Raw genomic sequence first — 19,251 nt, forward strand, 5'->3', positions numbered from 1 at the left:
GTGCCCGCTGTTCGCGCACCGGCGGCGCCGGTGCCAGGCACACTTGGACCATGTCGATCCACGAGAACCTGCTCGGGGGCCCCGCCCCGACCCACCTGCCCGACGAACCGGGACCGCGCGAACTGCTCGCCGCGGACGTCGCTCCCGCCGAGGTCGCCGCGAAGTACCCGACCTCCTCCCTGGCCTGGGCTCAGCTCGCCGACGAGGCGTTCGAGGGCGGCCGGGTCATCGAGTCGTACGCGTACGCCCGTACCGGCTACCACCGCGGCCTGGACGCACTGCGCCGGGCCGGCTGGAAGGGCCACGGCCCCGTCCCGTTCGAGCACGAGCCGAACCGAGGGTTCCTGCGCGCCCTGCACGCTCTGGCGCGCGCCGCGCAGGCGATCGGTGAGAAGGAGGAGTACGAGCGCTGCTCGACGTTCCTCCGGGACTCCTCCCCGACCGCCGCCGAGACCCTCGGCTAGACAGCACCCGCCCCACCTGCCGCGCAGGCCCCGCAGACGCACCTCCGTCCGCGGGGCCTGCGCGCTCTCCGGGGCCGCCGTTTAGGATGCGAACAGGGGACCGGAGCTCCACTTCCTGATGGGAGGGGCGGACCGCTACCCGGAAGCTCGTGTCGAGGAGACAGCGATGTCGACGATTCCCCCCGACCCCGAAGCCACCGGTGCGGCGAACCCGCACCTCGACTTCGCGGGCACGACTCCGTACGAGGACTATGTCCAGGCGGATGTCCTGACCCACCTCCAGCATCTTCGCTCCGACGACCCGGGCGAGATGGTCTTCCTGGTCACCACCCAGGTCATGGAGCTGTGGTTCACCGTCATCGTCCATGAGTGGGAGACGGCCGTGCACGCCCTGCGCGAGGACCGGATTCCCGTCGCGCGCGACGCGCTGAAGCGGTCCGTGCGCGAGCTGGAGGCGCTGAACGCCTCCTGGACGCCGCTCGCCCAGCTCACCCCCGCCCAGTTCAACTCCTACCGGTCCGCCCTCGGTGAGGGCTCCGGCTTCCAGTCCGCGATGTACCGGCGGATGGAGTTCCTGCTCGGCGACAAGTCCGCGTCCATGCTCGTGCCGCACCGGGGCGCGCCCCGGGTGCACGCCGAGCTGGAGAAGGCACTCGGGGAGCCGGGGCTGTACGACGAGGCCCTCGCGCTGCTCGCCCGGCGCGGCCACGCCGTCCCGGAGACCGTGCTCGGCCGCGACCTCAGCCAGAAGTACGAGCCCTCGCCCGAGGTCGAGGCCGTCTGGGCGGAGATCTACGCCAACCCCGACCAGCACGACGAGCTGGTCCGCCTCGGCGAGGCGCTCACCGACGTGGGCGAACTGGTCTGGCGCTGGCGCAACGACCACCTCGTCGCCACCCGGCGGGCCATGGGGTCCAAGACCGGGACCGGCGGCTCGGCCGGCGTCGCCTGGCTGGAGAAGCGCGCCACCAAGAACGTCTTCCCCGAGCTCTGGACGGCCCGCAGCCATGTCTGACCTCCAGGAGCGCGCACGGGCGCTCGACGCCGCCGACGAACTGGCGCCGCTGCGCGAGCTGTTCACGCTCGACGACACCGTCTACCTGGACGGCAACTCGCTGGGCGCGCTGCCCCGCCACGTCCCCGCCCGCCTTCAGGAGGTCCTCACCCGCGAGTGGGGCGAGCTGCGCATCCGGTCCTGGGGCGAGAGCGGCTGGTGGACCGCGCCGGAGCGGATCGGTGACCGGATCGCGCCCATCGTCGGGGCCGCCGCCGGGCAGATCGTCGTCGGGGACTCCACCAGCGTCAACGTCTTCAAGGCCGTCGTCGCCGCTACCCGGCTGGCGCCGGAGGGCCGCGACGAGATCCTGGTCGACGCGGACACCTTCCCCACCGACGGGTACATCGCGGGTTCCGCCGCCCGGATGACCGGCCACCGGATCGTCCCCGTGGCCCCCGCGGAGGTGCCGGGCGCCCTCGGCCCGCGTACCGCCGCCGTCCTGCTCAACCACGTCGACTACCGCTCCGGCAGGCTCCACGACCTGCCCGCGCTCACCGCCGCCGTGCAGGCGGCGGGCGCCGTCTCGGTCTGGGACCTGTGCCACAGCGCGGGCGCCCTGCCCGTGGACCTGGACCGGCACGGGGTGGACCTGGCGGTCGGCTGCACGTACAAGTACCTCAACGGCGGGCCCGGTTCGCCCGCGTACCTGTACGTCGCCGCCCGCCACCAGCCGGTGTTCGACTCGCCCCTGCCGGGGTGGACGTCGCACGCCGACCCGTTCGCGATGACCCCCGGCTACGAGGCGGCCGACGGCGCCGTACGGGGCCGGGTCGGAACCCCCGACATCCTGTCGATGCTGGCCCTGGAGTCGTCCCTCGACGTGTGGGACGGGGTCGGGATCGAGGCGGTACGGGCCAAGTCCCTGGCGCTGACGGACTTCTTCCTGGAGTGCGTCGCGGAGTACGTCCCCGAAGGACGCGTCAGTTCGGCCACCCCGGCCGCCCACGCCGAACGCGGCAGCCAGGTCGCGCTGCGGTGCGAGGACGCCGAACCGGTGATGGGCGCGCTCATCGCACGCGGAGTCGTCGGGGATCTGCGCCGCCCGGACGTGCTGCGGTTCGGATTCACCCCGCTGTACGTGGGATTCGCGGACGCGGAACGCGCGGCGCGGCTCCTCGCGGACGTGTTGGCCGGTTAGGGGCGGCCCGGTGGCGTAGGCTCCCGGGTCAGTCCGGCGACCGGCTCGCCCCGGTCGCCGGGCGGGCTCCGGGGATGTCGCGGGGTGGGCTCCGGGGCGTCGCGGGCGGGCTCCGGGGATGTCGCGGGGTGGGCTCCGGGATGTCGCCGGACGGGCTCCGGGGCGTCGCGGGGTGGGAGCGTGAGCGCATCGGCACCGTCATCCGGACCCCGGCCTGGTGGGCGGTCGCGGTGGCCGCCGCCGGGGCAGGGGACGCCTTCAAACTGATACCGTCCCCGCAGGTCAGCCCAGTTGGGCATTGTCAGGGACGGTTGGAGCAGCATGTCGGATTCTGCCGCGCGTGATCAGGACGCCGCCGAGACCGAGTCCGCGTTCTCGCATCCGGTGGTCGCCCCCGACGCCTCCGCGGCCTACGGCAGCCACCCCGACCAGACGATCGACTTCTTCGCCCCGCACGACGGCCGCACCGGCGCGCCCGTCGTGGTCGTCCTGCACGGCGGGGCGTGGCGGGCACCCTACGACCGGCTCCACATGTCCCCGTTCGCGGGTTTCCTGGCCCGGCGCGGATTCGCCGTCGCCAGCCTCGGATACCGGCGGGGCAGCGAACTCCCGCAGCAGCGCGGCTCCGGCCCGGTCGCCGGCCGCTGGCCGGAGACCTTCGACGACGTCGCGGCGGCGATGGACGCGCTGCCCGAGCTGCTGGCGCGGGAGCTGCCCGCGGCGGACGCCCGGCGGATCGTGGTCACCGGTCACTCGGCGGGCGGGCAGCTCGCCCTGTGGGCCGCCGCCCGGCACGTACTGCCGGAGGGCTCGCCGTGGCGGCTGCCCCGCCCGCCCGCGCTGCGCGGTGTGGTGGCGCTCGCACCGATCGCGGACTTCGCCTCCGCTATCGGGCTCGATGTGTGCTCCGGCGCGATCGGGCAGTTCCTGGGCACAGAAGAGGACTTCGCCGTCCGGAGCGCACAGGCCGACCCGGCGCAGCTGCTGCCCACCGGCATCGCGACCGCCGTCGTGCAGGGCACCACGGACCTCACGGTTCCGCAGGAGGTCGTGGAGGCGTTCGTCGACGCGGCGGCCAAGGAGGGCGAGACCGTGATGCTGACCCTGCTGCCCGGCGTCGGGCACTTCCCGCTGATCGATCCGGCGGCCGACGCGTGCGCGGTGGTGGCCGAGGAGATCGCCCAGCTCGCCTGGTGAGACCCGCGGTGGGGCCGGAGGCGGAGCCTGCGGTGGGCCGGGGAGCGGAACCTGCGGTGGGGCCGGAGGGCGGAACCCGCGGTGGGCCGGGGAGCGGAGCCCGCGGTACGTGGCGTGGGCGGACCCGTGTAGTACTTGCGACGGACGGCGCAGGATCCGTATCTGTGCTGACGACCCCGCCCGCCGCGCCGCCTACCTTGGAAACGTGACCGAGACCAAGACCACGAACCCTGAGCTCCAGGCTGCCGCGGGAGCGATGGCCGGCCTGCGGCAGGACCTGATAGACGACGCGTTCGCCTACCGCCCGCTGCCGCCGATGCCGACCGACGGGCCGCTGACCCGGCGGCTGCCGGCGCGACTCAGGGCTCGCGCCCGTTGGACCCCGCACGCGGTGGTGCTGGGCGCCGCGCTGATCGCGTTCATGGAGGGCTTCACCAGCACGGGCAACACCGGTGTCCTGCTGGCCGGTCTGCTGCCCGCCGTCTGTGTCGCGATGACGCTGATCAGGCCGGTCGGGGCGTTCTGGCTGTCGATGGCGCTGATCCCGGTGACCTCGCTGCTCGGCGGCGGGGGCGGGCCGTGGGGGCCGAGCTCCTTCTTCGCCTGCCTGGTCGTGCTGAACGTCGTCGCGGCCCGGACCCGGCCGCGCACCGCCGTCTGGATGTGGGCGCTGACCCTGCTGCTCGGCACGCTCGTGGACAACGTCGCAGGCGGGGACTCCTCGCTGGACACCGCCGCCATGGCCGTGGCCTCCGCGTTCACCCTGCTCGTCGTGAGCCTGGTGCACGTCCGCCGGGAGGCCGAGCGCGAGGTCACCGTGCAGCGCACCGTCACCGCCGTCGAGCGCGACCGCCGCACCCAGCTGGAGGAGCGCACCACCATCGCCCGCGAACTGCACGACGTGGTCGCCCACCACATGTCCGTCGTGGCGATCCAGGCCGAGGCCGCCCCGTACCGGGTGGAGAATCCGCCGCCCGAGCTGGAGCAGGCGTTCATCACGATCCGGGAGAACGCCGTCGCGGCGCTCACCGAACTGCGCCGGGTGCTCGGCGTCGTGCGGGCCGAGGGCTATGAGGCGCCGGACGCACCCCAGCCCACCCTGGCCGAGCTGGACGGGCTCCTCGCCAATGTCCGGGAGGCGGGCCTGACGACGAGCAAGACGGTGACCGGTGCGGTGCGCGAACTGCCGCAGGGCGTCGAGCTGTCGGCGTACCGGATCATCCAGGAGGCCCTGAGCAACACCCTGCGGCACGCGCCGGGCGCCACCGCCGGGGTCGAGATCGGCTATGTGCTGGGCGGGCTCGGACTGCGCGTGGTCAACGGCCCGCCGACCGGCCCGGTGAAACCCTCGCCGGGGGCCGGGCACGGCATCACCGGGATGCGGGAGCGGGTCGGGATGCTGAACGGTGAGATGACCGCGGAGCCGACCGGGGACGGAGGTTACGAGGTCACCGCCTTCATCCCCGTCCAGCACACCCCCTCCGACGCCCCCGTGGAGCAGTCATGACGACCGCCCCGGATCCGGTGATCCGGGTCCTGATCGTCGACGACCAGATGATGGTCCGCGAGGGGTTCTCCGTACTGCTCAACGCGATGCCGGGCATCGAGGTCGTGGGCGAGGCGGTCAACGGCCGCGAGGCGGTCTCGCAGGTCGCCGCGCTCCGCCCCGACGTGGTGCTGATGGACATCCGGATGCCCGAGCTGAACGGGATCGAGGCGACCCGCGAGATCGTCGCCGCCGACCGGGACGCCAAAGTGCTGGTGCTGACCACCTTCGACCTCGACGAGTACGTCTACCAGGCGCTCCGCGCCGGCGCCTCCGGCTTCCTCCTCAAGGACGCCTCGGCCCGGCAGCTCGCGGAGGGCGTACGGGTGGTGGCCTCGGGCGAGGCGCTGCTCGCCCCCACCGTCACCAAGCGGCTGATCCACGAGTTCTCCAAGCTCGCGGCGGCCCCGCGGCCGCCCGCGCTCGCCCGGATCGGCGACCTCACCGAGCGCGAGACGGAGGTGCTGGTCCTCATCGCCCAGGGCCTGTCGAACGGGGAGATCGCCTCGCACCTGGTGGTCGCGGAGTCCACCATCAAGACCCATGTGAGCCGCATCCTGGTCAAGCTGGGCCTGCGCGACCGCACCCAGGCGGCCGTCTTCGCCTACGAGGCCCGGCTGGTCACGCCGTCCTGAACGGTGGGGGCTGTCCCCCGGGAGACCCGTGGGGAGGCGGTGGGGAGCGCTGGGGATGTGGCGGGGAGTGCTGGGGAGGCGGCGGGGAGCGCTGGAGAGGCGTGAGGAGGTGGCGGGGACGCAGCGGTCAGGCATGTGGGGCTGGTCCGGTGGCGGGTGGCCGGTTAGCGTCGGTTCATGAACCAGCCCCCGCGTGCCGCCGCCGGCTCCGCCGCCCCCTTCGACCCGTGGTCGGCGGCGTTCGTCGCCGACCCGTATCCCGCCTATGCCGAGCTGCGCGCCACCGGCCGGGCGCACTACTTCGAGCCCACCGACCAGTGGCTCGTCCCGCACCACGCCGATGTGTCCGCGCTGCTGCGCGACCGTCGGCTGGGGCGGACGTACCTGCACCGGTTCACCCACGAGGAGTTCGGCCGGACCGCCCCGCCCGCCGAGCACGAGCCGTTCGAGACGCTCAACGGGCAGGGGCTGCTGGACCTGGAGCCCCCGGACCACACCCGGATCCGTGGGCTGGTCTCCAAGGCGTTCACCCCGCGTACCGTCGAGCAGCTCGCGCCGACCGTGCGGCGGCTGGCCGCCGGGCTCGTCGACGACTTCGTCGCGCAGGGCGGGGGCGACCTGCTCACGGCCGTGGCCGAGCCGCTGCCCGTCGCCGTGATCGCCGAGATGCTCGGCATCCCGGAGTCCGACCGCGCACCGCTGCGGCCCTGGTCCGCGGCGATCTGCGGGATGTACGAGCTGAACCCGTCCGAGGAGACCGCCCGCGCCGCCGTGCGCGCCTCGGTCGACTTCTCCGCGTACCTGCGCGAACTGATCGCCCAGCGGCGCGGCAACCCGGGTACGGATCTGATCTCGGCGCTCATCGCCGCCCACGACGAGGGCGAGCGGCTGACCGAGCAGGAGATGGTCTCCACCTGCGTGCTGCTGCTGAACGCGGGACACGAGGCGACCGTCAACACCACCGTGAACGGCTGGTGGACGCTGCTGCGCCACCCCCGGCAGCTGGCCGCGCTGCGGGCCGACCACGGGCTGCTGCCGTCCGCGATCGAAGAGCTGATGCGGTACGACACCCCGCTCCAGATGTTCGAGCGCTGGGTGCTGGACGACATCGAGATCGGCGGCACGGTCATCCCGCGCGGTTCCGAGGTGGCCCTGCTCTTCGGCTCGGCCAACCGCGACCCGGCCCGCTTCCCCGAGCCGGACACCCTGGACCTCTCCCGGCAGGAGAACCCGCACATCACGTTCGGCGCCGGCATCCACTTCTGTCTGGGCGCCCCACTGGCCCGGGTGGAACTGGCCGCCTCCTTCGGGGAGTTGCTGCGCAAGGCACCGGACATGCGGCTGGCCGAGGAGCCGGAGTGGAATCCGGGGTACGTCATCCGGGGCGTGAAGGAGCTGCGCGTCGAGCTGTGAAGCGGCGGGGTGCGCGCGTTGTCCGTGGGCCGGCGAGGCATCCGCGAGCCCGTACGTTGCGGGCCGCCGCTCAGCTCAGCATGTCGCGCCGCCGCAGCGCCGCCAGCCCTCCCGCGGTCAGGGCCGCCGCGAGCACGGTGAGCAACGCCGCCGGACCCCACACCAGCTCCGCACCCGGCAGCTTCGGCAGGTGCGTGAACGGCGACAGGTCCATCACCGGCTGCGGCAGATCCAGGGCCGGGCCGATCCAGCCCAGTGCCAGACAGATCCCCACCAGTCCCCAGGCGGCCGGGGCGGCCTTCGGCAGCGTCCCGTACAGCAGGGCCGTCACCCCGCCCAGCAGCCAGACGGCGGGCAGTTGTATCAGCGCGGCGCCGAGCAGGGCAGGCAGTTCGTGTCCGTATCCGGCGGCGAGGCCGAGGCCGCCGGCCACCATGATCAGGCCGGCGCCGCCGAAGGCGATGAGCAGATGGCCGGCCGCCCAGCCGATCCGGCCGACCCCGCCCGCCAGCACCGGCTCTGCCCGCCCGGCGGTCTCCTCGCTGTGCGGGCGCAGCACGGAGGAGACGATGTACAGCGCCGCGACCGTGCCGAGCACGGAGACCATCGAGGCGAGAAACGCGTCGGTCAGCCCGGCCTGGCCGCCCATCCGCTCGAAGATCTCCCTGGTCTTCTCGTTGTCCCCCACGAGATCGGCCGCTCCGCCGGTCAGCCCGCCGAAGACGGCACCGACCGCGGCGAACGACACCGTCCAGCCCAGCAGCGCACCGCGCTGGAGCCGCACGGCGAGTCCGAAGGCGGTGGAGATCCGGCCCCTGGCGGGCCCCGGCCGCGTCGCCAGGAAGCTCATGCCGACATCGCGCCGCCCGGCCAGCGCGTACGCCGCGGCGCACTGCACCGCCACGGCCCCGGCGATCACCAGGAGCACCCACCACCGCTCGTCCGCGTACGGCCGGGCATTCTCCGCCCAGCCGATCGGGGAGAGCCAGGTGAACACGGACGAGCCGTCGTCCGTCGCGGAGTCGCCCGCCGCCTTCAGGACGAAGGCGGCGCCGATCACGGCGGCCGTGAGCCCCTTCGCGAGCCGGGCGCTCTCGGTGAACTGCGCGGCGATCGCGGCGGTGCAGGCGAACAGCACACCGACCCCGGCAACGGCTGACGCGATCGCCACCGCCCCCGCGCCGCCCGCCCCGGAGCCCGCCATCCCGGCCATGATCACCAGGGCCAGCGCGGCGTTGGCGACGACGGCCGCGAGCAGCGCGGCGGTCAGCGGGGCACGGCGGCCCACTACGGCCGAGGAGAGCATCTCCTGACGGCCGGTCTCCTCCTCCTCGCGGGTGTGCCGTACGACGACCACCAGGCTCATCACCGCGGCCAGCGCGGCGCCGAAGGCGATCATGCGCCAGCTGACGAGCCCGCCGACGGAGTCGCTGAACACCGGCCCGTACATCGCCCGCAGGGAGCTGTTGCCGTTCATCGAGGCGGCGAGCTCGGCGCGCTGGGCCTCGGTGCCGTAGAGCGAGGAGATGGACTTGCCCACGGAGGAGAACGAGCCGCCGAGCACGATCACCCAGAGCGGCATGATGACCCGGTCGCGGCGCAGGGCGAGCCTCAGCAGGGACCAGGTCCCGGCGAGCTGTCCGGTGCCGGCCCCGGTCCGGCGCCCGGTGCCGGCCGGTGCGGTCATGGTCACGGCAGTCATCGCGCCGCCACCCCCGCGTCCGCGCCTGCGGCGTCCGTGCCCGCGGTGTCCGTGTCCGCGTCCGTGTCCGCGTCCGCCGTGTAGTGCCGCAGGAACAGCTCCTCCAGCGTGGGCCGGGTGCTGGTCAGCGACCGGACCCCGGAGGCGGTGAGCGATCTCAGGACGCCGTCGAGCTTGTCCGTATCGACCTGGAGCGAGACCTCGCGCCCCCGCACGTCCAGGGCGTGCACGCCGGGCAGCCCGGACAGCCCGGCGGGCTCACCGGCCAGCTCGGCCTTGATGTTCGTACGCGTCAGATGGCGCATCCCGGCCAGCGAGCCCGTCTCCACCGTCCGCCCCTGGCGGATGATGCTCACCCGGTCGCAGAGCGACTCGACCTCGCTGAGGATGTGGCTGGAGAGCAGCACCGTGCGCCCGCGCTCGCGCTCCTCCGCGACGCAGCTCTGGAAGACCCCTTCCATCAACGGATCGAGCCCGCTGGTCGGCTCGTCCAGGATCAGCAGGTCCACATCGGAGGCGAACGCGGCGACAAGGGCGACCTTCTGCCGGTTGCCCTTGGAGTACGTACGCCCCTTCTTGGTCGGGTCGAGCTCGAACCGCTCCACGAGCTCCGCACGGCGGGCGTCGTCCAGTCCGCCCCGCAGCCGCCCGTACAGATCGATCACCTCGCCGCCGGAGAGGTTGCGCCACAGCGTGACGTCACCGGGGACATACGCCACCCGCCGGTGCAGTTCCACCGCGTCGCGCCAGGGGTCGCGGCCGAGCAGCTGAGCGGCGCCGGAGTCGGCCCGCAGCAGGCCCAGCAGGACCCGGATGGTGGTGGACTTCCCCGATCCGTTGGGCCCGAGGAAGCCGTGGACCTCACCGGACTCGACGGTCAGGTCGAGCCCGTCCAGCGCATGCGTCCGGCCGAACGACTTGTGCAGTCCGGCCACGGTGATTGCCTTCGTCATGATTTTGAACGTACGCTACTTTCACAAATTTGTGAAGTTAAGGAAACGTATAAACTCGGACGAGTGACGGGACCGGGATGAGGCCGGGACGAGGACGGGTACACAGGGAGACGATGGGGCTGATGAGCAGCGAATCCGCGGAGAAGGCAGAGGACCGGCAGGACGCGGGAGGGGCGCCCGCGCAGCGGGACGCGGAGGCAGTCTCGCGCTTCGTCGAGCGGTTCGCGTCCGAGATGACCGAGGCGGGGATGCAGCGGATGGCGTCCCGGGTCTTCGCCGCCCTCCTCGCGGACGACGACGCCTCGATGACCTCGGCCGAGCTCGCCCTCGCGCTGCAGATCAGCCCGGCCGCGGTGTCCGGCGCGGTGAATTACCTCACCCAGGTCAGCATGGTCGGCCGCGAACGCGAACCGGGCTCGCGCCGCGACCGCTACCGCCTGCACAACGAGATCTGGTACACCACCTTCGCCAGCCGCGACCAGGTGCTGATCCGCTGGGAGCGCACCCTCAGGGAGGGGGCCCGCACGCTCGGCGAGCACACGCCCGCCGGTGCCCGGATCGCGGAGACGGCGGCGTTCTTCGAGTTCCTTCAGTCGGAGCTGGAGGGGCTGATGGCCCGCTGGCACGACCACCGCAAGACGCTCGACCTCCCGGCCGCCGACGGGCAGCGGATGAACGGCTGACGCCCAACGGACAAGCGGGTGCCGCCGCGGATCGCGGTCGGCACCGGCGGCAGTGGAGCTAGGCCGTCGGCACAGGCACAGGCACAGGCACAGCCACCGGCCCCGGCAGCCGCGCTGCGCCGTCGGCACCGGCAGCAGTGGAGCTACGCCGGCAGCATCAGCCCCCACGCCCCCGCCCGCACCGTCCAGGTGCGCGTCCGTACCGGCCCGCCGACCTGTATGTCCGCGCGGTAGCGGAAGTCGGGCCCCGAGACGGTGACGGCCTTGGCCCCCGTGCTGACCGGCTCACCGTCCGGCGGGTGGATCGTGACCTCCGCGAGGCCGCCGACGCCACCGGCGCCGCTCCCCGAGGTCACCGTCACCGCTTCGACCGGCTGGTCCAGGTCGTTCAGCAGGACCCCGTCCGCCTCGATCCGCAGCCGGTGCGTGCGCAGCGGCGCGGGCAGGGCGGATGGCGCCGGGCGCACCAGGGTCCGGACCAGGGAGCGGCAGGTGTCCCAGACCGCGGTGACGCCTGAGTGGGAGCCCTCCGTGCCCGGCGCGCTGCTCGGGGCCGGGATGCGCAGCGCGCCCAGGACCACGCCGTCGCTGTCGTCGACCATCAGGTCCAGCCGCCGCACGACGCCGTCCAGTGCGGTGCGGGCCGCCTCCACCGCACTCGACGGCACGCCGAGGGAACAAGCCAGTTCCAGGGCCGCCGCCGCGCCGACCGGGATCAGCGAAAGGGCGCTTCCGGCCGGCTCCCGCTCCCGGTGCAGCTGGGCCACCGCCCGCCGCAGCGCCCGGTCGTCGCCGATCACCACCGGCCGCCGGCTTCCCCTGCGGGAGAGGGCGCGGGCGAACTCCTCCGGCCCGTCCGGGAGGCAGATCTTGGCGTGCGAGCCCGCGCTCAGCACGTCCTTCGCGATACGGACGGACTCGCCGTCCGTCCGGCGGGCGACCGGATCGATCACCACCAGCAGATGGGGCGCACCGTTACCGGGGGGCTGGGCAGCCGACACCTCGGTCCTTCCTCGGGTAGCATCTTGGTGCAAGAGCCCCTTGCGCTATTGCGCCAGGGGCTTGGTCTATTCCGGGGCACCCGGTTCGACGGTTCAGGCCTTGTCGTACAACGTCGTACGGCATGTACGACGTTTACGTACGCCCCCTGACCTTGGACATGCCCCGCCCGGAAGGGGTGTACGCCTGTGCCCGCACTTGTGCTGCTCGGTGCTCAGTGGGGTGACGAGGGCAAGGGGAAGGCCACCGACCTCCTCGGTGGATCCGTGGACTATGTGGTGCGATACCAGGGCGGCAACAATGCCGGCCACACGGTGGTCGTCGGCGACCAGAAGTACGCACTGCATCTCCTCCCCTCCGGAATCCTGTCGCCGGGGTGTACCCCGGTCATCGGAAACGGTGTCGTGGTCGACCCGGCCGTCCTGCTCTCCGAGCTGAGTGGGCTGAACGACCGCGGCGTGGACACGTCCAAGCTGCTGATCAGCGGTAACGCTCATTTGATCACCCCGTACAACGTCACCGTCGACAAGGTGACGGAACGGTTCCTCGGAAAGCGCAAGATCGGCACGACCGGGCGCGGTATCGGCCCGACGTACGCCGACAAGATCAACCGGGTCGGCATCCGCGTCCAAGACCTCTACGACGAGTCGATCCTGGAGCAGAAGGTCGAGGCGGCCCTGGAGCAGAAGAACCAGCTGCTGGCCAAGGTCTTCAACCGGCGCGCGATCGAGGCCGGCAAGGTCGTCGAGGACATGCTCCAGTACGCGGAGCAGATCAAGCCCTTCGTCGCCGACACCTCGCTGATCCTGAACGACGCCATCGACGCGGGCAAGGTCGTCCTCTTCGAGGGCGGTCAGGGCACGCTGCTCGACGTGGACCACGGCACGTACCCCTTCGTCACCTCGTCGAACCCGACCGCGGGCGGCGCCTGCACCGGCTCCGGTGTGGGACCGACCAAGATCAGCCGGGTCATCGGCATCCTCAAGGCCTATACGACGCGCGTCGGCGCCGGTCCGTTCCCGACGGAGCTGCTCGACGAGGACGGCGAGGCGCTGCGCAGGATCGGTGGCGAGCGCGGTGTCACCACCGGCCGTGACCGCCGCTGCGGCTGGTTCGACGCCCCGATCGCGCGGTACGCGACCCGGGTCAACGGCCTCACCGACTTCTTCCTCACCAAGCTCGACGTCCTCACCGGCTGGGAGCAGATTCCGGTCTGCGTGGCCTACGAGATCGACGGCAAGCGCGTCGAGGAGCTCCCGTACAACCAGACCGACTTCCACCACGCGAAGCCGGTCTACGAGATGCTGCCCGGCTGGTCCGAGGACATCACGAAGGCGAAGACCTTCGGTGACCTGCCGAAGAACGCCCAGGCGTACGTGAAGGCGCTGGAGGAGATGTCCGGCGCCCCGATCTCCGCGATCGGCGTCGGCCCCGGCCGGACCGAGACGATCGAGATCAACTCGTTTCTGTGATGATCGGGATCAACTCGTTTCTGTGACGATCGGGATCAAATCGATCCTGTGATGATCGGGAGCAACTCGGCCCTGTAGGGAACAACGTGAGGGCGGCCGACGGGGAGGACGCGTCGGCCGCCTTCGCGTACCCGCACGGCGGGGCGGGCGGGTTGGCCAGGGTGGCTGTGCCGGTCCGTGTCGGCGGACGCAAAGGGCCCCGGCGGTGTCCTGCCACCCCGGGATCCCGAACGCCGCCCGCGGCGCACCGTCATGCGGCTCGCGCTGGACGGTCTTGTGGTCGCGGCCGGGGGCGGGCAGGCGTCCGGCACCGGCGCTCTCGTGGTGGCGACGGCGCGGCGTACGCTCTGACGGCCCCAACCGGAATCCCGCCGGCTCTCGTTCCTCCTCCTCTTCTTCCTCCTCTTCCTCTTCCTCCTCAGCCCTCCCCGCAGATCCGCAGCCCCTGTGGCGTCGCGCACGGCAGGTGGCCGTGGGTGCGGATGATGTCCTGACCGCTGCCCCGGCTGAGGTAGGCCAGGAAGCTGGAGGCCAGCGAGTCGGCGGGCGGGCTGCCGTAGGTGTACGCGTACTCGATCTCCCGGTACGGGTAGCTGCTGGTGGCGATCGTGTCGGCGGACGGGGTGTCACCGTCGATGGCGAGTTGGTGCGCCCCGGCGGGCTTGGTGCCGGAGCGCAGTTCGCTGTAGCCGATCGCGCCGGGGAGCCGGCCGACCGTGGCCAGGACCTGTTCGGTGGAATCGAGTTCGCAGCGGATGACGGGGGCCCGCGGGTCGTCCCTCGTGGTGCAGTCGCGGGAGGACTGGGCGGGCTCGTTGCGGCCCAGGACGCGGCGCTGGAACACCTCGCGGGTACCGGAGTTGGCGTCCCGGCTGACCAGCAGTACGGGCAGGTCCGGGCCGCCCAGCTGCCGCCAGTCGTGGATGTCGCCCCGGTAGATCCGGCGGACGTCGTCGCCGGTCAGGTTCTTCAGCGGGACCCGGTCGTTGACGACCAGGCGGAAGAGCGAGACGGCGACGCGGTTCTCGCGCAGCTGCGGGAAGCCGCTCGGCTTGGGCCCGTCCGAGAAGGCCACCAGGGCGGGCGAACCGGCTGCCGCTGAGCCGGATTCCCCGGACCCCGCCGTCCCGGAGTCCGCCTCCCCGGAACCGGACTCCCCCGCCCCGGCGCCCCGATCGGCCAGTTCCCGTATCCCCGCCGTGCTGCCGTGCGCGTCCACGGTGACGGTGGCCCCCTCGCACGCCTCGCCATACTTCGCCGCCAGCTCCCGCAGGGCCGGGGCGAAGGCGGTGGAGCCGGTCAGGGTCAGCTCGCCGCGGGCGCAGCCGATGGGCGGCGGGGTGTCGTCCCGCACCAGGATGATGGCGGCCAGCGTGACGACGCAGACGGTCAGCGCGACGGTGATGAACCGGGCGGCCCTGCCGAACATCGGGGGCTTCTCGTCGGGGCGGGCCGCCTTGTTCGGCGTCACCTCGCCGTCCCGGATGCCGCCGGTGACCCGGATCGGGGAGCCCACCCGGGAACCGGTCAGCAGGACCAGCAGCTTGAAGTGCTCGCCCCGGTTGAGCGGCACGCGCGGCAGCCGGATCAGGGAACCGCTCTCGCGCAGCCCGGCGGACGGGGTGAAGTGGTCCATGAGGTGGTCGGCGCCGGGGGAGTGGGTGACGGCGATGCCGCGGACCCGGCGTTCGGTGAACTCGACGACCAGGCCGTGCAGTTGTTCATCCGGACCGGTGTAGTCGCCGCGGCTGATGGACTGCGATCCGTCGTTCTCGACGCGCAGCAGGACGAGCGTGGCGTCGGACATGTCCGGGGTCTCGTCGAAGAGCCCGAGCCGGACGTTGGCCCGGCCCTGGCCGGCGTCGCTGCCGATCGGGGTGTCCATCTGCACCCGGTAGCCGATGCGTTTGCGCCGGGGCACGCGGCGCTCGTACCAGAGCACGCCGATGGAGGCGAGGACGCCCAGTACGGCGGTGAGCACGGCCACGACGTTCTCGGCGCTGAGCCACTCCACGTTCCGGCCTCCTGTCTGTCGGACGCCTGCACGGGTTCGGGTGCGCGTCACCGTAGGAGGCCCGAGGGGCGGCCAGGTGGCCGCCGTGTGGCCAACACGCGTCCACAGAAGAGCGATTGGTTCGAACCTTGACAGGTCCAGACCAATCGGGGTTGGGTGTCGGGATGCCCGGAAGGCCCGTCCGTCGAGTTCCGCGGTGTGCCGTGCCCGTCCTGTCGAAGTCCTGTCGAAGTTCCGTCGAAGTTCTGCCGAAGTCCCGTCGAAGGAGTGAGCAGCGCTGAACCGCATCAAGAGCGTCCTGACCGTCCTGAGTGCCGTCATCGCGACGGTGGCCTTCTTCCCCGCCGCCGCCGACGCGGCGCCCGCCGCCGCCACGGAGCGGTGCGCGCCGCTCTGGAGCTCCTCGACCGCCTACACGGCCGGCGGCGCCGTCTCGCACCACGGCCGCAACTGGACGGCCAAGTGGTGGACGCAGAACGAGAATCCGGGCGCCACCACCGTCTGGGCCGACGCCGGAGCCTGTACGGGAGGGGTCTCCGACTTCGTCATCAGCGAGGCGGAGTTCGACCGGATCTTCCCGGACCGAGCCCCCTTCTATACGTACCAGGGGCTGATCGACGCCCTGCACGCCTACCCGCGCTTCGCGAACACCGGGACCGAGGCGATGCGGAGCCGGGAGGCGGCGGCGTTCCTGACCCACGCCGACTTCGAGTCGGTCGGGCTCCAGTACGTGAAGGAGATCAACGAGGCCAACTACTGGATCAAGTGCGACTACAGCCAGCCCTTCGGCTGCCCGGCCGGCCAGTCCGCGTACTACGGGCGCGGCCCGATCATGTTCAGCTGGAACTTCAACTACAAGGCCGCCGGTGACGCGCTCGGCCTCGACCTGCTGAACAATCCCTGGCTGGTCGAGCAGGACCCGTCGGTCGCCTGGCAGACGGCGCTCTGGTACTGGAACACCCAGAACGGCCCCGGCACCATGACCTCGCACGAGGCCATGGTCGGCGGCGCCGGATTCGGCGAGACGATCCGCTCGCTCAACGGCGCGCTGGAGTGCGACGGCGGCAACCCCGGCTCGGTGCGGGCGCGGGTCGCCACGTACGAACGGATCACCGGGATCATCGGCACCAACCCCGGTTCCGGGCTGACGTGCTGACGCTCCCTCGGGTGCGGCGTCGCTGACCGGTCGGACAGTAGGGCGTCCCGCATGCTGGACGGGCCCGAAGGTTTTTACCTTCGGGCCCGTCGCCGTCTCCGGGTCGGGCGCCGAGTGAATCACGCTGGAATCAGCCCTGTTGGGGATACGTATCGTGCGGATCTCCGGTGGCCGAAGGGCGTTGGGGCGGCGGAGTGGGAAGGTTTCCTTACGATGGTCTAGACCTTGACAGGTCCAGACCAGAGCGCTTGAGTGTCGGCACCCCCCATGGCGGCGCACCGATGAGCTCGGTGCGCCGCGCCGAAGGAGTGTTCACATGATCAGACGCATCATGGGCCTGCTCACCGCGCTGGGCGCGGTCGTCGCGACGCTTGTCATCCTCCCCGCCACCACCGCGTCGGCTGCCGACTGCGCGCCCGCCTGGAACTCCTCGTCCGTCTACACGGGCGGCGGCTCCGCCTCGTACAACGGGCACAACTGGTCCGCCAAGTGGTGGACGCAGAACGAGAGGCCGGGCAGCTCCGACGTCTGGGCCGACCGGGGCAGTTGCGGCGGCGGCACGGACCCGGGTGGCCCGGGTTCGTCCGCGGACTTCATCGTCAGCGAGGCCCAGTTCAACCAGATGTTCCCGGGCCGCAACCCCTTCTACACGTACAGCGGGCTGACCGCCGCGCTGGACGCCTACCCCGGCTTCGCCAAGACCGGCAGCGACACGGTGAAGAAGCAGGAGGCGGCCGCGTTCCTCGCCAACGTCAGCCACGAGACCGGCGGTCTGGTGTACGTGGTCGAGCAGAACACGGCCAACTACCCCCACTACTGCGACAGCAGCCAGCCCTACGGCTGCCCCGCCGGGCAGGCCGCGTACTACGGGCGCGGCCCGATCCAGCTCAGCTGGAACTTCAACTACAAGGCCGCCGGTGACGCCCTCGGCATCGACCTGCTGGGCAACCCCTACCTGGTCGAGCAGAACGCCGCCGTGGCCTGGAAGACCGGCCTCTGGTACTGGAACACCCAGAACGGCCCCGGCACCATGACCGCCCACAACGCCATGGTGAACGGCGCCGGTTTCGGTGAGACGATCCGCTCCATCAACGGCTCCATCGAGTGCAACGGCGGCAACCCCGCCCAGGTGCAGAGCCGGATCGACCGCTACCAGTCCTTCGTGTCGATCCTCGGCACCACGCCCGGATCCAACCTGAGCTGCTGACGCGCGGGCTCCCGTGGACGGGGGGCACCGGCGGCCTCACGGCCGCGGGTGCCCCCCGTCCGGCTGTCCGCCCCCGTCCAGGTCCAGTGCCCGGAACGCCAGCCACAGGTCGTAGCGGGCGCTCGGGGTCCGCAGGAGCGAACGCCGCAGTACGGTCTCCAGCCGGGTGAGGCGCTTGCGCACCGCCGGTACGGAGATCGACAACGCCTCCGCCGTCGCACCGAGTTGGGCTTCGCACGCCAGCCAGGTGCGCAGGGTGGTGTACGGGTCGGCGGTGCGTCCGGCCGCACCGGGGGCACCGAGCGGGCGCAGCTGCTGGGCCGCCCAGGCGCGGACCGCCGGGGTGCGCAGGATCTCGTCCAGCGAGGGGGCGGGCGCCGGGGTGTTCCCGGCCGGGCGGCCGGGCCTGGGCAGGGTGGGTGTGGCGCGGACGGCCAGGGCCAGATCGAGTGCGGACTGGTCGGCGACCCGGTCCAGATCCAGCCCCAGCAGCTCACCGATCAGCCGCAGCCGGGCTGCCAGGGTGTTGCGGTGGATCTTCAGGTGCGCGGTCGCGTGCGAGGAGAACGCGAGCCAGGACGCGAGGGTCGCCGCCAGCTCCTGACTGCCCGGGTCCTGGCCACGCCTCGGCAGGTGGCCGAGCAGCGGCGCCAGCAGCGCGTCGGCCCACCGCGCCCCCTCGGCGCCGACCACCAGCGCGGGCTCGGGCGCCGAGCCGAATCCCGCGTGCCGGCCGGGCAGCCCGCGGGCGACGGCCAGTGCGTGGAACGCCTGGCGGTAGGCGGTCGCCGTGTCGGACAGCGGTACGTCCTCGCTGATGCCCACCACGCAGTCGTCCACCACCGCGGCCACCTCCGGGCCGAGCCGCCCCTCCGCCGGTTCCGGCCCGGCCGGCGCGATGAGGATCAGATGGCGCGCGTACACCGGGCACCGCACGATCCAGGACCGGCCGCCGGAGAGGTCCGTACAGATCCGGGCCACCTCGTCCCTGCTGTCGCCCGGGCACTCGACGACGCAGACCCGGACGGGGTCGGGCAGGGCGGGTTTCAGCGCGCCGGCCACCTGGTGCGCGATCGACAGCTGGCCGGTCATGAGCAGGTGCAGTACGGCCTCGCGGCCGCGGGACTCGGCCAGATCGACCCGGCGCCGCTTGCGCTCGACGGTCTCGGCCGCCCAGCACATGGAGAGCGGCATGGCCGCGTCGGACAGGAGCACGGCCAGCCGCTCCGGCAGCGGGCGGCGGGCGATCACGGCGAGAACCGGTGCGGCGCCGTCCGGCGGTCCGTCCAGGGCGAACATCAACGCGGTGTGCCCTCCCCGGTCGACGGCGAGGGAACGGGCGCCGAGCGCCGTCAGTTCCCGTACCCCCTCGGCCGCGACGGCGGCCGATCCGGCGCTCGCGGCGTCGGAGTCCCGGGCGACGCCGTACAGCACGGTCCCGTCGCCGCCGAGCAGTCCCGCCCAGCCGTCGGCCTGGCCGGACACCCAGCGCAGCAGCTCCCGTGAGCCACCGGCGCGGGCGAGTCCGTGCATCCGTATGACGTCGTCGGCGCGACTCCGCGCGTGCACACCGCCCCCGCTCCTGCCCTGCTGCCGCCCGGCCCCGCTCCTGCCC

Annotated in this window: 17 protein-coding genes; 12 read left to right on the top strand and 5 right to left on the bottom strand. The window is 72.4% G+C overall.

The window, feature by feature from the left end; translation table 11 throughout:
• Window positions 1-50: 50 nt before the first annotated feature.
• From ACIP89_RS20470 to ACIP89_RS20500, 7 genes are all read left to right on the top strand, one after another.
• Window positions 51-464, top strand: a complete 414-nt coding sequence (locus ACIP89_RS20470) for a DUF3151 domain-containing protein (RefSeq protein ID WP_024493879.1) — start codon at window positions 51-53, stop codon at window positions 462-464.
• 166 nt (window positions 465-630) lie between these two features.
• Window positions 631-1,479, top strand: a complete 849-nt coding sequence (locus ACIP89_RS20475; protein ID WP_401924401.1) for a tryptophan 2,3-dioxygenase family protein — start codon at window positions 631-633, stop codon at window positions 1,477-1,479.
• Window positions 1,472-2,659 (top strand): kynureninase, encoded by a 1,188-nt coding sequence (gene kynU / locus ACIP89_RS20480; RefSeq protein ID WP_401926563.1) that lies wholly within the window; start codon window positions 1,472-1,474, stop codon window positions 2,657-2,659. The genes ACIP89_RS20475 and kynU overlap by 8 nt, the downstream gene beginning before the upstream one ends.
• 321 nt (window positions 2,660-2,980) lie before the next feature.
• Window positions 2,981-3,856: an alpha/beta hydrolase family protein gene (locus ACIP89_RS20485; protein ID WP_401924396.1), complete on the top strand. Its 876-nt coding sequence runs from the start codon at window positions 2,981-2,983 to the stop codon at window positions 3,854-3,856.
• Window positions 3,857-4,112: 256 nt separating this feature from the next.
• Window positions 4,113-5,363 carry a sensor histidine kinase gene (locus ACIP89_RS20490; RefSeq protein ID WP_401926773.1) on the top strand — a complete coding sequence of 417 codons (1,251 nt, stop codon included), beginning with the start codon at window positions 4,113-4,115 and terminating at the stop codon, window positions 5,361-5,363.
• Window positions 5,360-6,037: a response regulator gene (locus ACIP89_RS20495; RefSeq protein WP_401924393.1), complete on the top strand. Its 678-nt coding sequence runs from the start codon at window positions 5,360-5,362 to the stop codon at window positions 6,035-6,037. The genes ACIP89_RS20490 and ACIP89_RS20495 overlap by 4 nt, the downstream gene beginning before the upstream one ends.
• A gap of 177 nt (window positions 6,038-6,214) precedes the next feature.
• Window positions 6,215-7,450 (top strand): cytochrome P450, encoded by a 1,236-nt coding sequence (locus tag ACIP89_RS20500; RefSeq protein ID WP_402116022.1) that lies wholly within the window; start codon window positions 6,215-6,217, stop codon window positions 7,448-7,450.
• Between the two features lie 70 nt (window positions 7,451-7,520).
• On the opposite strand, the gene ACIP89_RS20505 is transcribed toward ACIP89_RS20500, so the two are convergent.
• Together ACIP89_RS20505 and ACIP89_RS20510 are read right to left on the bottom strand one after the other, a co-directional pair.
• Window positions 7,521-9,152, bottom strand: a complete 1,632-nt coding sequence (locus tag ACIP89_RS20505) for an ABC transporter permease (RefSeq protein WP_402116023.1) — start codon at window positions 9,150-9,152, stop codon at window positions 7,521-7,523.
• The gene (locus ACIP89_RS20510; RefSeq protein ID WP_402116025.1) at window positions 9,149-10,105 is read right to left on the bottom strand and encodes an ATP-binding cassette domain-containing protein; all 957 of its coding nucleotides are present in this window, start codon (window positions 10,103-10,105) and stop codon (window positions 9,149-9,151) included. Before ACIP89_RS20510 ends, ACIP89_RS20505 begins: the two co-directional genes overlap by 4 nt.
• A 122-nt stretch (window positions 10,106-10,227) precedes the next feature.
• Between ACIP89_RS20510 and ACIP89_RS20515 the strand changes: the two genes are divergently transcribed.
• A complete protein-coding gene (locus ACIP89_RS20515) occupies window positions 10,228-10,788 on the top strand; it encodes a GbsR/MarR family transcriptional regulator (RefSeq protein WP_402116027.1) in 561 nt (186 codons plus the stop codon).
• 143 nt (window positions 10,789-10,931) lie between these two features.
• On the opposite strand, the gene ACIP89_RS20520 is transcribed toward ACIP89_RS20515, so the two are convergent.
• The gene (locus tag ACIP89_RS20520) at window positions 10,932-11,789 is read right to left on the bottom strand and encodes a diacylglycerol kinase (RefSeq protein WP_401924381.1); all 858 of its coding nucleotides are present in this window, start codon (window positions 11,787-11,789) and stop codon (window positions 10,932-10,934) included.
• Window positions 11,790-11,975: 186 nt separating this feature from the next.
• On the opposite strand from ACIP89_RS20520, the gene ACIP89_RS20525 reads away from it, so the two are divergent.
• Both ACIP89_RS20525 and ACIP89_RS20530 read left to right on the top strand, forming a co-directional pair.
• Window positions 11,976-13,259: an adenylosuccinate synthase gene (locus tag ACIP89_RS20525; RefSeq protein ID WP_402116029.1), complete on the top strand. Its 1,284-nt coding sequence runs from the start codon at window positions 11,976-11,978 to the stop codon at window positions 13,257-13,259.
• Between the two features lie 177 nt (window positions 13,260-13,436).
• Complete coding sequence (locus ACIP89_RS20530; RefSeq protein WP_402116030.1) at window positions 13,437-13,610, top strand: hypothetical protein; 174 nt, start codon at window positions 13,437-13,439, stop codon at window positions 13,608-13,610.
• Between the two features lie 67 nt (window positions 13,611-13,677).
• Here the strand turns inward: ACIP89_RS20530 and ACIP89_RS20535 are convergent, their stop codons facing one another.
• The gene (locus ACIP89_RS20535) at window positions 13,678-15,273 is read right to left on the bottom strand and encodes a substrate-binding domain-containing protein (RefSeq protein ID WP_402116032.1); all 1,596 of its coding nucleotides are present in this window, start codon (window positions 15,271-15,273) and stop codon (window positions 13,678-13,680) included.
• Between the two features lie 328 nt (window positions 15,274-15,601).
• Between ACIP89_RS20535 and ACIP89_RS20540 the strand changes: the two genes are divergently transcribed.
• Window positions 15,602-16,429, top strand: coding sequence for a glycoside hydrolase family 19 protein (locus ACIP89_RS20540; protein ID WP_402116033.1), 828 nt, complete (start codon window positions 15,602-15,604; stop codon window positions 16,427-16,429).
• Window positions 16,430-16,745: 316 nt separating this feature from the next.
• A complete protein-coding gene (locus ACIP89_RS20545) occupies window positions 16,746-17,636 on the top strand; it encodes a glycoside hydrolase family 19 protein (RefSeq protein WP_401926583.1) in 891 nt (296 codons plus the stop codon).
• A gap of 36 nt (window positions 17,637-17,672) precedes the next feature.
• On the opposite strand, the gene ACIP89_RS20550 is transcribed toward ACIP89_RS20545, so the two are convergent.
• Window positions 17,673-19,169, bottom strand: a complete 1,497-nt coding sequence (locus ACIP89_RS20550) for a helix-turn-helix domain-containing protein (RefSeq protein ID WP_402116161.1) — start codon at window positions 19,167-19,169, stop codon at window positions 17,673-17,675.
• Between the last annotated feature and the right edge of the window lie 82 nt (window positions 19,170-19,251).

It is taken from the genome of Streptomyces sp. NPDC088730 (genome assembly GCF_044751215.1).
Taxonomy (GTDB): domain Bacteria; phylum Actinomycetota; class Actinomycetes; order Streptomycetales; family Streptomycetaceae; genus Streptomyces.